Origin of the sequence: Actinomadura sp. BRA 177 (assembly GCF_013372625.1) — a bacterium.
Lineage (GTDB): Bacteria > Actinomycetota > Actinomycetes > Streptosporangiales > Streptosporangiaceae > Spirillospora.
On record NZ_JABXFD010000586.1, the window covers coordinates 1 to 13,177 of the forward strand.

The 13,177-nt window shown below is 72.2% G+C and carries 10 protein-coding genes; 4 read left to right on the top strand and 6 right to left on the bottom strand.

Annotated elements, in window-relative coordinates; all coding sequences use genetic code 11:
- A partial coding sequence (locus HUX53_RS33390) for a hypothetical protein (RefSeq protein WP_176407236.1) occupies window positions 1-1,070 on the top strand: 1,070 nt, incomplete at its 5' end.
- A 40-nt stretch (window positions 1,071-1,110) separates the two neighbouring features.
- On the opposite strand, the gene HUX53_RS33395 is transcribed toward HUX53_RS33390, so the two are convergent.
- From HUX53_RS33395 to HUX53_RS33410, 4 genes are all read right to left on the bottom strand, one after another.
- Entirely contained in the window at window positions 1,111-2,259 is a 1,149-nt protein-coding gene (locus HUX53_RS33395) for an acyl-CoA dehydrogenase family protein (RefSeq protein WP_176407250.1), read from the bottom strand.
- A 2-nt stretch (window positions 2,260-2,261) separates the two neighbouring features.
- A complete protein-coding gene (locus tag HUX53_RS33400) occupies window positions 2,262-3,185 on the bottom strand; it encodes a hydroxymethylglutaryl-CoA lyase (RefSeq protein ID WP_176407237.1) in 924 nt (307 codons plus the stop codon).
- A gap of 76 nt (window positions 3,186-3,261) precedes the next feature.
- Complete coding sequence (locus HUX53_RS33405) at window positions 3,262-5,199, bottom strand: acetyl/propionyl/methylcrotonyl-CoA carboxylase subunit alpha (protein WP_176407238.1); 1,938 nt, start codon at window positions 5,197-5,199, stop codon at window positions 3,262-3,264.
- 8 nt (window positions 5,200-5,207) lie between these two features.
- Complete coding sequence (locus HUX53_RS33410) at window positions 5,208-6,821, bottom strand: carboxyl transferase domain-containing protein (RefSeq protein WP_176407239.1); 1,614 nt, start codon at window positions 6,819-6,821, stop codon at window positions 5,208-5,210.
- Window positions 6,822-6,910: 89 nt separating this feature from the next.
- On the opposite strand from HUX53_RS33410, the gene HUX53_RS33415 reads away from it, so the two are divergent.
- Complete coding sequence (locus HUX53_RS33415; RefSeq protein ID WP_176407241.1) at window positions 6,911-7,501, top strand: TetR/AcrR family transcriptional regulator; 591 nt, start codon at window positions 6,911-6,913, stop codon at window positions 7,499-7,501.
- Here the strand turns inward: HUX53_RS33415 and HUX53_RS33420 are convergent.
- Both HUX53_RS33420 and HUX53_RS33425 read right to left on the bottom strand, forming a co-directional pair.
- Complete coding sequence (locus HUX53_RS33420) at window positions 7,498-8,847, bottom strand: extracellular solute-binding protein (RefSeq protein ID WP_176407243.1); 1,350 nt, start codon at window positions 8,845-8,847, stop codon at window positions 7,498-7,500. The two genes, HUX53_RS33415 and HUX53_RS33420, sit on opposite strands and share 4 nt — an antisense overlap.
- The gene (locus HUX53_RS33425; RefSeq protein WP_176407244.1) at window positions 8,844-10,940 is read right to left on the bottom strand and encodes a hypothetical protein; all 2,097 of its coding nucleotides are present in this window, start codon (window positions 10,938-10,940) and stop codon (window positions 8,844-8,846) included. The genes HUX53_RS33420 and HUX53_RS33425 overlap by 4 nt, the downstream gene beginning before the upstream one ends.
- A gap of 241 nt (window positions 10,941-11,181) precedes the next feature.
- Between HUX53_RS33425 and HUX53_RS33430 the strand changes: the two genes are divergently transcribed.
- Both HUX53_RS33430 and HUX53_RS33435 read left to right on the top strand, forming a co-directional pair.
- The gene (locus HUX53_RS33430) at window positions 11,182-12,729 is read left to right on the top strand and encodes an AMP-binding protein (protein WP_176407246.1); all 1,548 of its coding nucleotides are present in this window, start codon (window positions 11,182-11,184) and stop codon (window positions 12,727-12,729) included.
- A 77-nt stretch (window positions 12,730-12,806) separates the two neighbouring features.
- Window positions 12,807-13,097 carry a hypothetical protein gene (locus HUX53_RS33435; RefSeq protein ID WP_176407248.1) on the top strand — a complete coding sequence of 97 codons (291 nt, stop codon included), beginning with the start codon at window positions 12,807-12,809 and terminating at the stop codon, window positions 13,095-13,097.
- Window positions 13,098-13,177 lie beyond the last annotated feature (80 nt).

Sequence of the window (13,177 nt, forward strand, 5' to 3'; positions counted from 1 at the left end):
GGACGGGGGCAGTCGGCGCGGCCGTGCGGTCCGGCGGGGACGCGGCGCCCGTCGCGACGGCGGGGAAGCTGAAGAAGGTGTCGCTCGCCGGGCTGGGGACGCCGGTCAAGGTGCGGGAGAAGTGGCCGGATGCGGTCCGCAGCATCCCCCGGGAGTTGCCTAACGGGCGGCCGTTGTTCCCCGTCACGATGCTGGACGGCGACACGCTGCTGGCGTCATCCACGTCGTCCTTCGAGAAGACGGACCAACTGTGGGCGTACGACCTCAAGGCGGGCAGGGCAACCGCCTTGACCGACGTCGTGGTCCCGAAGGATTCGACGACCTTCGCCTCGGACTTCACCGTCGGCGGCGGGTGGGTCGTCTGGTGGCTGGCCCACGGGAACGGCAGCACCAGGACGGTGGACATCTGGGGCGCGCCCGTGCAGGGCGGACCGGCTCGCAAGATCACTGGGATGGACGACGCGGGGCTGTCCGCGCTGCTGATCGACGGCGGCGACGTCGTGTGGGCCATGAAGACCGGCGTCTACAAGGCGCCGCTCACGGGTGGCGCGCCGCAGAAGCTCCCTGGTACGGAAGGTTTCCAGATCGTCTCGTGGCCCTGGATCGGTTCGCCGGCGCAAGGCGAGAAACTCGGTGACGTCCAGTACGAGTCGCTGCGCAACGTCCGGACGGGTGAGCGCGTGAAGGCGACCCTCGCGCCGTACAAGGGTGCGTGGTCATGCTCGGTGACCTGGTGCGTCGGCAATGCGGCGTCCGGCGTGACCTACCACGGGGAGCCGCCCATGGCCGTGCAGCGCAGGGACGGCAAGGCGGGCCGGTCGCTGCCCCCCAACGAGTACCTGGGGATGGGCATCCTGTTCGACCGCTTCCTTCCTTACAAACCGGCGAAGCTCCCGTCGAGCGACTACATCCTGTACGACCTCAAGACCGGCAAGCTGCTCGATACCGGGATCAGGCAGTACAACTCCGGAACCGTGCCGAGTTCCCGGCGCGACGACCGTGATCCTCTGGTCTTCTTCCTGTCGGGCAAGGGCGGCACGAAGCTGATCGACCTGTCGAAGATCCGCTGACCGGTGCGGCCGGCCCGTCCGCGCGGGCCGGCCGCCAGGGTCAGGACGGGGGCAGGCCGAGCGCCCGTGCGATCAGCATGCGCTGCACCTCAGAGGTGCCCTCGCCCACTTCGAGGATCTTCGCGTCCCGGTAGAAGCGGCCGACGGCGTACTCGTTCATGAAGCCGTAGCCGCCGAAGACCTGCGTGGCGTCGCGGGAGTTGTCCATCGCGGCGTTGGACGCGACCAGCTTCGCGATCGCCGCCTCCTTCTTGAACTGCTCGCCGCGCAGCATCTTCGCGGCGGCCGCGTAGTAGGCGAGGCGGGCGGTGTGCGCGCGCATCTCCATGTCGGCGATCTTGAACTGCATGGCCTGGTAGCGGCCGATCTCCTTGCCGAACGCCTCCCGCTCGTGGGCGTAGCGGAGCGACTCGTCCACGCAGCCCTGGGCGAGGCCGACGGACAGCGCGGCGATCGCGATGCGCCCCTCGTCCAGGATGCGGAGGAACTGCGCGTAACCCCGGCCGCGCTCGCCGACCAGGTTCTCGGCCGGAACGCGCACGTCGTCGAACGACAGCTCGCGCGTGTCGGACGACGACCAGCCGACCTTGGAGTACTTGCGGCCGACCGTGAAGCCCGGAGTGCCGTTCGGGACGATGATCGTGGAAATCTCGTTCTCGCCGGTGAATGCCGTGACCGTGACGAACGCGGTGATGTCGGTGCCGGAGTTCGTGATGAACGCCTTCGAACCGTTGATCACCCAGGAGTCGCCGTCCAGCCGGGCGGTGGTGCGCATGCCGCCGGGCACGTCCGAGCCGCCGCCCGGCTCGGTGAGGCCGAAGCCCGCGAGCCGCTCGCCGGAGGTCAGCTGCGGCAGCCAGCGCTTCTTCTGCTCGTCCGAGCCGAACCGGTAGATCGGCATCGCGCCCAGCGAGACGCCCGCCTCCAGCGTGATCGCCACGGACGAGTCGACGCGGGCGAGTTCCTCAAGGGCGAGGCAGAGCGTGAAGTAGTCGCCGCCCATGCCGCCGTGCTCCTCGGGGAACGGCAGCCCGAACAGCCCCATCCGGCCCATCGCGGCGACGATCTCGTACGGGAACTCGCCGCGCTCGTACAGGTCGCCGATCACCGGGGCGACGCTCTCGCGGGCGAACCGCTCGACCGTCCGCCGCAGCTCCTCCTGCTCGTCGCTGAGCGTGAAGTCGATCATCATTACTCCGATTCGGGGGATAGGGCCTGGACGACGCGGGACGGGCTGGGGCGGCCTAGGTGACCGGCCATCCAGCGGCTGGTCTCGGCGAGCTTCGCCAGGTCGACGCCCGTGTCGACGCCGAGGCCGTGCAGCATCCAGACGAGGTCCTCGGTGGGCAGGTTGCCGGTGGCGCTCTCCGCGTACGGGCAGCCGCCGAGGCCGCCCGCCGACGCGTCCACGACGGTGACGCCGGCCTGGAGTGCGGCGAGGGTGTTGGCGAGCGCCTGCCCGTAGGTGTCGTGGAAGTGGACGGCGAGCCGCTCGGTGCCGATGCCCGCCTCGCCCAGCGCCCCGATCAGCGCGGTGACGTGGCCGGGCGTGCCGACGCCGATGGTGTCGCCGAGGCTGAGCTGCGAGCAGCCCATGTCCATCAGGCGGGACGCCACGGACACCACCTGCGAGATGGGAACGTCGCCCTCCCACGGGTCACCGCACACCATCGACACGTAGGCGCGCACCCAAAGGCCCTCGGCGCGCGCGCGGTCCACGACCGGGGCGAACATCGCGAGGGACTCGTCCACCGTGCGGTTGAGGTTGCGCCGGGCGAACGTCTCAGTCGCGCTGCCGAAAACGGCGATCTCGGTGACGCCGTTGGACAGCGCCCGTTCTAGGCCCCGCTTGTTCGGGACGAGAACCGGATAGCGCAGCTGCGGTGAGCGCGGCAGGATGTCCAGCAGCTGCTCGGCGTCGGCGAGCTGCGGTACCCACTTGGGGTGGACGAAGCTCGTCGTCTCGATCGTGCGCAGCCCCGCGTCCGCCAGCCGGGTCACGAACTCCGACTTGACGTCGACGGGGACGACCGCCTTCTCGTTCTGCAGCCCGTCCCGCGGCCCGACCTCGTAGATCGTGACCCGCCCGGGAAGCCCGGAGAGGGGAACCCGCATCGTCATGCCCTCCTTTCGGGGAGGCGACCCCCGGAAACCCGGGTAGGGAGACCCGGTGGTCCTCGCTTCGCTCCGGTCATCGAGCCTCCTCGATCACGGCCAGCACCGCGTCCAGCGCGACCTGGGCGCCCGCGCGGACCGGCAGCTTCGCCACGACGCCGGCCAGCGGCGCGGTCACGGTGTGCTCCATCTTCATCGCCTCGACGACCACGAGCGGCTGCCCGGCGTCGACCCGGTCGCCTTCGGCCGCCTTGACGGCCAGGACCGTCCCCGGCATAGGGCTGCGCAGCACGCCGTCGCCGGCGGTGGCCGATGCGGCGCCGCCCTCGGCGCGGACGTGCTCGCTCAGCGCCCATGCGTGCCCGTTCCGGCCGAGCCAGAGCGTGCCGCCGTCGCGGACGGCCTCGAACGAGGTCGTCCTTCCACCGTAGGCCAGGGTGAACGGGCTGCTCAGCGATGCGGTGACCGGCTCGCCATCGCCGATCGCGACGCGGGCGGACGCGGCCCGGCCCTGGACGCGGACCTCGACCGGGTCGCCCCCGGACGGCGTGATGATCCACGGCGCCCAGGCGTGCGCGCCGGGACGCCAGCCGTCCGGGATGTCCCATGGGTCGTCGCCCGATTCGAGCGCCCGCATCCGTTCCAACGCGGCGGCGGCGAACACCTCCGGCGGGACCGAGTCGCCCGAGGTCAGGTCCTCCAACGCCCGTTCGACCAGGCCGGTGTCGAGATCGCCCGACACGACCGAAGGGTGTTGCAGCAGCGCGCGCAGGAACGCGACGTTCGTCGGGACGCCCAGCAGCGTGTACGAGGCGAGCGCCCGGTCGAGGCGGTGCAGGGCCTCGGCGCGGTCTGAACCGTGCACGATCACCTTGGCGAGCATCGGGTCGTACGAGCCGCCGACCTCGGTGCCGACGTCGAGACCGGAGTCGACTCTCGCGTCGGGTTCGCTGAGCGCCAGCACGCGCCCGCCCGTGGGCAGGAAGCCGCGCGCGGGGTCCTCGGCGTAGACGCGGGCCTCGATGGAGTGCCCGTCCAGCGCCACGTCGTCCTGCGTGAACGGCAGGGGCTCGCCGGACGCCACCCGGAGTTGGAGTTCGACCAGGTCAAGGCCGGTGACCAGCTCGGTGACCGGGTGCTCGACCTGGAGCCGGGTGTTCATCTCCATGAAGAAGAACTCGTCGGGCCGGTCGGCGGAGACGATGTACTCGACCGTCCCCGCGCCCACGTATCCGACGGCCTGCGCGGCGGCGACGGCGGCGGCGCCCATCCGCTCCCGGGACGCGGCGTCCAGCAGCGGCGACGGCGCCTCCTCGATGATCTTCTGGTGCCGGCGCTGCAGGCTGCACTCGCGCTCGCCCAGGTGGACGGCGTTGCCGTGCGCGTCCGCGAAGACCTGGATCTCGATGTGCCGCGGGTTCTCCACGAACCGCTCGGCGAGCAGCGTGTCGTCGCCGAACGAGCCGCGCGCCTCGCGGCGGGCGGACGCGATGGCCTCGGCGAGGTCCGCCGCGTCCCGGACGAGCCGCATGCCTTTCCCGCCACCGCCCGCGGACGGCTTGAGCAGCACCGGCAGCCCGACCTCCAGCGCGGCGGCCTCCAGCTCGGCGTCCGAAAGACCCGGCTCGTCCCGTCCCGGAACGACCGGGACACCGGCCGCCGCCACCGTCTGCTTCGCGCGGATCTTGTCGCCCATCGCGTCGATCGCCTCGGCCGGCGGGCCGATGAACACCAGCCCCGCCTCGCCGCACGCCCGCGCGAACGCCGTGTTCTCCGCGAGGAACCCGTACCCCGGGTGGACGGCCGACGCCCCCGAGTCCCGGGCCGCCGAGATCACCGCGTCGATGTCCAGATACGACGGGATCTGCAGGGCCTCGTCCGCCTCCCGCACATGGCGGGCGCGGGCGTCGGCATCGGTATGAACCGCCACGGACCGGATTCCGAGCCGCCGCAAGGTCCGGAACACGCGGACGGCGATCTCCCCGCGGTTGGCGACCAGGACGCTGTCGAACATCAACACCCTCACATCCGGAAGACGCCGTAGCCGACCGGCTCCAGCGGTGCGTTGGCGGCCACCGACAGTCCGAGGCCCAGCACGCGCCGCGTGTCGAGCGGGTCGATCACGCCGTCGTCCCACAGCCGGGCCGTCGAGTAGTACGGGTTCCCCTGTGCCTCGTACTGCTCGCGGATCGGCGCCTTGAACCCTTCCTCGTCCGCTGCGGGCCATTCCTCGCCGCGCGCCTCCATCTGGTCGCGGCGGACGGTCGCGAGGACGCTCGCGGCCTGCTCGCCGCCCATGACCGAGATGCGGGCGTTCGGCCACATCCATAGGAAGCGCGGCGAGTACGCCCGGCCGCACATCGCGTAGTTGCCCGCGCCGAACGAGCCGCCGATGACGACGGTGAACTTGGGGACGCGGGCGCACGCGACGGCGGTGACCATCTTCGCGCCGTGCTTGGCGATGCCGCCCGCCTCGTATTCGCGTCCGACCATGAACCCGGTGATGTTCTGCAGGAACACCAGCGGGACGCTGCGCCGGTCGCACAGCTCGATGAAGTGCGCGCCCTTCTGCGCGGACTCGCTGAACAGGATGCCGTTGTTCGCGACGATCCCGACCGGGTGCCCGTGGATGCGCGCGAACCCGGTGACGAGCGTGGCGCCGTACTCCTTCTTGAACTCCTGGAAGCGGCTGCCGTCCACGATCCGGGCGATGACCTCGCGGACGTCGAACGGCGTGCGCGAGTCGGGCGGGACGATCCCGTACAGCTCGGACGGATCGACGGCGGGCTCGTCTGACGGGATCACATCCCACGGGCGCGGCGAGCGCGGGCCCAGCGTGGAGACGATGTCCCGGACGATCCGCAGCGCGTGCGCGTCGTCCTCGGCGAGATGGTCGGTCACCCCGGACGTGCGGGAGTGCAGTTCGCCGCCGCCCAGCTCCTCGGCCGTCACGACCTCGCCGGTCGCGGCCTTCACCAGCGGCGGCCCGCCGAGGAAGATCGTCCCCTGGCCGCGCACGATGACGGCCTCGTCGCTCATCGCCGGGACGTACGCGCCGCCCGCCGTGCACGACCCCAGCACCGCCGCGATCTGCGGGATGCCCTGCCCCGACATCGTGGCCTGGTTGTAGAAGATGCGGCCGAAGTGCTCGCGGTCGGGGAAGACCTCGTCCTGGCGGGGCAGGAACGCGCCGCCCGAGTCGACCAGGTAGAGGCAGGGGAGCCGGTTCTGCAGCGCCACCTCCTGCGCCCGCAGGTGCTTCTTCACCGTGACGGGGTAGTACGTCCCGCCCTTGACGGTGGCGTCGTTCGCGACGATCACGCATTCGCGGCCGGAGACGCGGCCGACCCCGGTGATGATCCCGGCGCCCGGCGCCTCGTCCCCGTACATGCCGTTCGCGGCCAGCGGCGACAGTTCCAGGAAGGGCGAGCCGGGGTCGAGCAGCGTGTCGACCCGGTCGCGGGGGAGCAGCTTGCCGCGCGCGACATGCCGCTCGCGGGACCGCTCGGAACCGCCGCGCCCCGCCCGGTCGACGCGGTCGCGCAGCTCCGCGACCAGGGCCTCGTTGTGCGCGGCGCCCGCCTTGAACGCCTCGCCCGCGACGTCGGCGCGGGTGCCGATCTCGGGTCCGCCCATGCCCCCTCTTCCTGGTTAACGGTCATTAACAATGCTCATGCAGGGCCGATGTTAACGTGCATTAACAACTCTAGTCTAGACTGCCTCCCATGACCTCCCAACGGGCCGAGCAGCTCACCGGCGCGCCGAACCCGCGCCGCGCCGAGATCCTCGGCGCCGCCGCCGAGCTGTTCGCGCGCCGCGGCTACCACGGGGCGTCCATCGGCGACCTCGGCCGCGCCGTCGGGCTCACCGGCCCCGCCCTGTACCGGCACTTCAGCGGCAAGGAGGCCGTGCTCGCCGAGATGCTCCTCGACATCAGCGAGCGGCTGCTCGCCGAGGGCGTCCGCCGCGCCGCCGACCCCGACCCCGGGCGCGCACTCGACGCGCTGCTGCGCTGGCACATCGCGTTCTCGCTCGACAACCCCGCACTGATCACCGTGCACGAGCGGGAGCTGGACAACGTCCCCGAGCCGCAGCGGCACCGCGTCCGCCGGCTGCAGCGCGCCTACGTGGAGGAATGGGTCGCCGTCCTGCGCCGGCTGACCCCCGGCCTGCCGGACGACCGGACGCGCGCCGCCGTCCACGCGTGCTTCGGCCTGCTCAACTCCACCCCGCGCAGCGCCGCCGGCCTCGACCGCGACGCCATGGGTGACCTCCTGCACACCATGGCCCGCGCCGCCCTCGAAGGCGCCCGCTAGCAGGACGCGGTACGCCCGTCCAGCGACCGCTCGACCGCCTGGGCGAACGACTCGGCGTCCGTCCCCGCCCGGTCGAAGATCTTCTGGACGCAGCCGCGGAACGTGCTGGTGAACGTGCTGTAGTGCGGGGTCACCGGACGCGGCTCGGCCCGGCCCAAAGCGGTCACCACGGCCCGTCCCAGCTGGGTGAGCTGCGCCTCGTCGGGCAGTTCGACCTCGCCTGGCCCGGGCGGCTGCCCGGTGAGCGACGAGCACGCCCGCGCCTTCACGTCGGCGGGGGAGTGGCGCCCCGGCGACAGGCCGAGCGCCGAGTAGCGGCCGGGCGCGAAGCCGCCGCACGAGAACAGCAGGCGCTGGCTGCTCGTCCCGCTCAGGAACTCCACCAGATCGGCGGCGTCGTCCGGGTTGGGGGAGTGCTCCGACACGGCGAGGTTCTGCCCGCCGAGGACGGTGCGGCCCGGCAGCGCGGTCACCCCGAACCGCAGCCGCGTACCGTCCCGCATGCGGGGCTCGGACGCGAGCGCCGAGAACGCGTACGGCCAGTTGCGCATCAGCTTCGTCCCGGACGCGAACGCCTCGATGCTCTGCAACTCCCCGTACTGCCGCGACGCGGCCAGCGACCCGTGCGCGCGCGGCGCCAGCCGGGACAGCGCCGGATACACCCTCGTCCGCAGGTCGTCCTCGCTCGGACGGTCCTCCCCGGTGAGCTGCCCGGCGCCGCCGTCGTTCCACACGGCCTCCAGTGCGTTCACCGTCAGCCCCTCGTAGTCGGCGAGCTGCATCGCGATGTCGGACGAGACCAGCCCCGGCCACGCGGTCGGCGGCGTCGTGCCCTCCCGGTAGTAGAGGAGCCCGACGTCCACGTTGAACGGGACGGCGTACTGCTCGCCGTCCCATTCGCCGGTCCGCAGCGCGGCGGGGAAGAAGTCGTCCAGGTCGTCGATGCCGTCGAGCGGGCGCAGGTAGCCGGCGTCGGCGAACTGCGCCGTCCACGTGTTGTCCATGATCAGGACGTCGTAGGCGCAGCTGCCGGACTCCTGCACCGCCTTGATCTGGCTGTGCTGCAGGTCGGTGGACTCCGACACCTCCACGAGTGTGGCGTGCGGATGCGGGCGGCCGTCCGGGTAGCGTCCCTCGTTCCACTGCCGGATCAGCGCGCGCCGCTGGTTCTTCAAGCTGACGTCGGTGCCGCCCGCGACGAACAGCTCGGACCGGTCGCAGTCGGCCTTCATCGCCGGATACGACGCGTCCGGCCACAGGACCACGACCAGCCACGCGACCAGCACGAGCGCGGCGCCTGCCGTCGCGCTGACCCAGGCCCTCCGGCCGTGCGGCATCCACCTCATCGCAGCTCCGACAGCAGTTCGGCGGCCTGCTCGACCTCGGGCGCGTCGGTCAGCGTCACGCAGCCCTCGCCGTCCTTCGCGCCGAGCGCGGCCACGATCTCCTTCACGGGCGAGGAGCCGCACGTCGCGGGGCCCGTCAGCACGACCGTCAGCCGCAGCCCCGGATGCCGGTCACGGAACTCGCTCGACAGCCACTTCACCCGCGACCCGAGCCCCGGGTTGGTGGCCGGGATCTGCCCGTCGGTGACGAGGACGAGATTCTGCTTGCCGGACCCGAGGTCGGCCGCCGCGATCGCGTCGCTGAGCGGCTGGTCGGCCCCGCCGGACGCGACCGCCTGCAGCCGGCTCGTGATCGCGTTCTTCTGCTCCGGGGAGGCCGCGTCTTGGGGAACGTTCCCGAACGTCTCGGGATTGCTCGGCGACGCCGTCGCCGACGACACCTGCAAACCGGCGCGGTCGTTGCTCTGCAGTTGCGACACCAGGCTGCGCAGGAACGACGTCCCGCGCACGAGCCGGGAGCCGCCGCGCGCCTGCGCCGCGCCGCCCATCGACCCGGACACGTCCAGCAGCAGCGACACCGACGTCCGCGGACGGGCCGCGCCGATGCGGTTCAGCGTGTCCTGGACGCGGTCCGGCGGCTGCAACCCGACGACGGTCGGCATCACACGGTTGCCGACGATGCCCTGCAACCGCGACAGGTAGTAATGCCGGGTGTCGCCCTCGCGGGCGGGCGGGATGACGCCTCGGTCGTCGCGGAAGCCCTGCAGCGTCAGTGGGTTGCGGTCCAGCCAGCGGCGGAACTCGGTGACCGCCGCGTCCCGCTCCCGCGTGTCCTGCCCGCGCCACCTGACCTGGACGAACGGGTAGTCCAGCGTCGGCAGGTCGGTCGCGTAGTACGGGTTCAGCCGCCACTTGGCGTACTGGGCGGCGTCCGGGTCGACGGCGCCGCAGCGGTCGCCGAGCGGGCGCCCCATGTCGTAGTCGTGCAGCACCTGTTCCGGGACGGCGACGGCGATGTCGTCCGGTGGCTCGGACTCCTGTGCGGCGGCCCGCTCCCGGAACCGGCACAGCAGCGACACCGCGTCCGGCGCCACCAGGTCGGCGGGCTCGGCGAACCGCTCGTCCGCCGCGTCGTCGCCGGGCATCCCGTCGTACAGCGCGGGCGTGACGGCGAGCGCCGCCGTCGACGTCTCCGGGACGGGACGGGCGATCGCGCTCAGCTTCACCCCCGCGTCCGCGACCCGTTGCAGCAGCGCACCCGTGCTCGGCGCGATCGGCGCCGCGATCGGGTCGGCGACGGACTCGTGCGCCTTGGTGAACAGCGCCAGCACCAGCGGCGACGTCCCGGCCGAGCCGCGCACCCGGAAGACCGGGTCGCCCTTTCCGGGCGCGCCTTCGGCGCTCATCTTCGCCGCCGTGGTCTGGCCGGGGCCTTTCGGGATGAAGTCGTACTCCGCCGTCGACGACGGGATCCAGATGTCGGGCTGCGGGCCGAACAGTTGCTGGTCGTCGGCGTGCCCGGCGTCCGCGGCCTCGCTGCGCCGCCACAGCAGCCGGAACCCGTCGTACAGCGTGACGGGCCCCGCCTCCGGGACGACGGTGACGCTGTACTTGCGGCAGCCGCGGTCCTCGCTGTCGTTGGCGAACTCGGCCGCGGCTGCGCGCAGCGGGGTGAGCGTCTCCGGTGCGGTGAGCACCCGCAGGTCCAGCGGCTGCCCGCAGGAGCTCGTGTGCTCGCGGAGCCGGTGGACGCCGGTGCCGGCCAGCAGGATCAGCGCCATCACGGCGGCGCCGCCGAGCCCCCACGCGAGCGTCGCGCCGCCCCACCGCAGCGTCCTCGACACGCGCTCCAGGACGGCGTGCATCATCTGGGGGTAGAAGGCGAACAGGGCCGCCGTCACCGCGGCGACGATCAGCAGCGCGATGCCCGCGTTCAGCCAGAACGTGCCGTGCACCATCGTCACGCCGAGGCTGACGATCAGGGCCGAGACCACGTCGATCGCGATGACCTGGAGGATCCGGCGGAGCCAGCCGGGTAACCCGTCCCGGCGTTCGGGCCCGGGCAGCCGGCCGCCGCCGTACGGTTGCGCCATCCCCGTCCCATCGCCGCGCGGGTTCTCGCTCTCCGGCCCCCGGTTCCTGACACTTCATGATACGTAGCGGGCCCCGCACAGTCAGGGGAGTTCGCTGACCGGGGCCGGTCGATCTTCGCGGGGCCGGTGCGCCCGATCGTCTTGACGGGGCGCCAGCAAGGCGGGTCAGATGGATCCCGAGGTCGTCCCGGCCGCCCGACCCGGACAGCGCCGGCCAGACCGGAACCGAGGGGAGAGCCGTATGGGTGTCGAGGGTGTCGGCTTCTACGAGATCGCGAAGAACCATCCGGACCGTCCCGCCGTGCTCGGGGACGAACCGGTCACGTACGGCGAGCTGCACGCCGAGGTGAACCGCCTCTCCCACGCGCTGGGCGGCCTCGGGCTCGGACCCGGCGGTGTGCTCGCGACCGTCCTCGGCAACCGCCGCGAGTTCCTCACCGTGATGCTGGCCGCGATGCAGTCGGGGCTCTACCTCGTGCCCGTCAGCCGCCACCTGACCGCGCCCGAGATCGGCTACATCCTCGCCGACTCCGGCGCCAAGGCCGTCATCACCGAGAGCGAGTTCGCCGGCGCGGTCGCGGGCGCCGCCGACGAGGCCGGCATCCCCGCGGAGGGGCGGATCAGCGCCGACCCGGCCGAGGGCTACCGCTCCATGGCCGAGCTGTGCTCGTCCGGGAGCGCGGACCCGCCCGCCAAGCGGCAGATGGGCTCGGTCATGCTCTACACGTCCGGGACGACGGGACGGCCCAAGGGCGTCCGGCGCCCGCTGATGGACTTCCCGCCCGAGCTCCTGTTCGACGTCATGCGGCAGACGCTGATGAAGCACCTGAGCCTCGAACCCGGCGACGACGAGGTCCATCTCGTGGCCGGGCCGCTGTACCACTCGGCGCCGTGCGTCCACGCGCTGATGGCGCTCAGCCTCGGCCACGCCGTCGTCATCTCCGCCCACTTCCGGCCCGAGCAGACCCTTGAGCTGATCCAGCGGCACCGCGTCACCAACTCGCTGATGGTCCCGACCATGTTCCACCGCATGCTCGGGCTGCCGGACGAAGTCCGGGCGAAGTACGACCTGTCGTCGCTGCGGCAGGTGTTCCACACCGCCGCGCCCATCCCGCCCGAGACCAAGCAGCGGATCATGGACTGGTGGGGGCCCGTCCTCTACGAGTACTACGGCTCCACCGAGAGCGGCCCCGTCGTCGTCGCCACCCCGCACGAGTGGCTCGCCCACCCCGGGACGGTCGGACGCGCGGTCGACGGCGTCCAGATCAAGATCCTCGACCCGGAGGGCGCCGAGCTGCCGCCCGGGGAGACCGGCCTGATCTACGCGAGCGGCCAGCCCGGCTTCGAGTACCACGACGACCCGGACAAGACCGCCGCCTCGATGCACGGCGACTTCTACACGCCCGGCGACCTCGGCCACCTCGACGCGGACGGCTGGCTCTACATGAGCGACCGGCGCACCGACCTCATCATCTCCGGCGGCGTCAACATCTATCCGGCCGAGATCGAGTCCGTGCTGCTGCAGCACCCCGCCGTGGGCGACGCCGTCGTGATCGGCGTCCCGGACGAGGACTGGGGGCAGCGCGTCGTCGCCCTGGTCGAGCCCGCCGAGGGCGCCGAGCCGGACGGCGACCTGGCCGCCGAACTGCTCGCGTTCTGCGAGCCGCGGCTGGCGAAACTGAAGCACCCCCGGCGGCTGGAGTTCCGCGCGTCGCTGCCGCGCACCCCGTCCGGCAAGCTCAGCCGGCGCCGCGTGCGGGAGGACTACCTGGGGGAACGGCGGGACTGACCGCCCCCGGACGCGCCGATCGCAACTCGCCCCCGGAAACGTCGAACGACTCCGGGGGCGCGTGCGTACAACGGCACATGGAAGACCAGAAGGTCGCCCCGTTCGACGACGTCGCCCCGACCTCCGCCGCCCCGACGCAGACCGACCTTCCCGTCATCACCGACCCGGCCGCCTACGCCGCGGAGGAGGCCGCGCCCGGCGGCGACCCGGGCGGAGCCGCGGCCGATGACGACCGCGCCGGGATCGCACGCCTCGGTGACCCGGTCGCGGTCTGGCCGTGCGCCGGCTGCGGACGGCCCGTGCCGCCGCCGGCGCGCGGCGCCCGCACCCTCCGGTACCGCCCGGACCTGTCTCTTATCCACCACTGACGCTGCCGACGAAGGAGACAGTGGACATCCATCCGGGTCCACCATCGTCCGCCAGAACACGTAGAGCTACACCACCGACG

Coding starts and splice junctions, on each gene's coding strand:
- HUX53_RS33395 (WP_176407250.1), bottom strand. CDS start 2,259: ATGATCGACTTCACGCTCAGCGACGAGCAGGAGGAGCTGCGGCGGACG.
- HUX53_RS33400 (WP_176407237.1), bottom strand. CDS start 3,185: ATGCGGGTTCCCCTCTCCGGGCTTCCCGGGCGGGTCACGATCTACGAG.
- HUX53_RS33405 (WP_176407238.1), bottom strand. CDS start 5,199: ATGTTCGACAGCGTCCTGGTCGCCAACCGCGGGGAGATCGCCGTCCGC.
- HUX53_RS33410 (WP_176407239.1), bottom strand. CDS start 6,821: ATGGGCGGACCCGAGATCGGCACCCGCGCCGACGTCGCGGGCGAGGCG.
- HUX53_RS33415 (WP_176407241.1), top strand. CDS start 6,911: ATGACCTCCCAACGGGCCGAGCAGCTCACCGGCGCGCCGAACCCGCGC.
- HUX53_RS33420 (WP_176407243.1), bottom strand. CDS start 8,847: ATGAGGTGGATGCCGCACGGCCGGAGGGCCTGGGTCAGCGCGACGGCA.
- HUX53_RS33425 (WP_176407244.1), bottom strand. CDS start 10,940: ATGGCGCAACCGTACGGCGGCGGCCGGCTGCCCGGGCCCGAACGCCGG.
- HUX53_RS33430 (WP_176407246.1), top strand. CDS start 11,182: ATGGGTGTCGAGGGTGTCGGCTTCTACGAGATCGCGAAGAACCATCCG.
- HUX53_RS33435 (WP_176407248.1), top strand. CDS start 12,807: ATGGAAGACCAGAAGGTCGCCCCGTTCGACGACGTCGCCCCGACCTCC.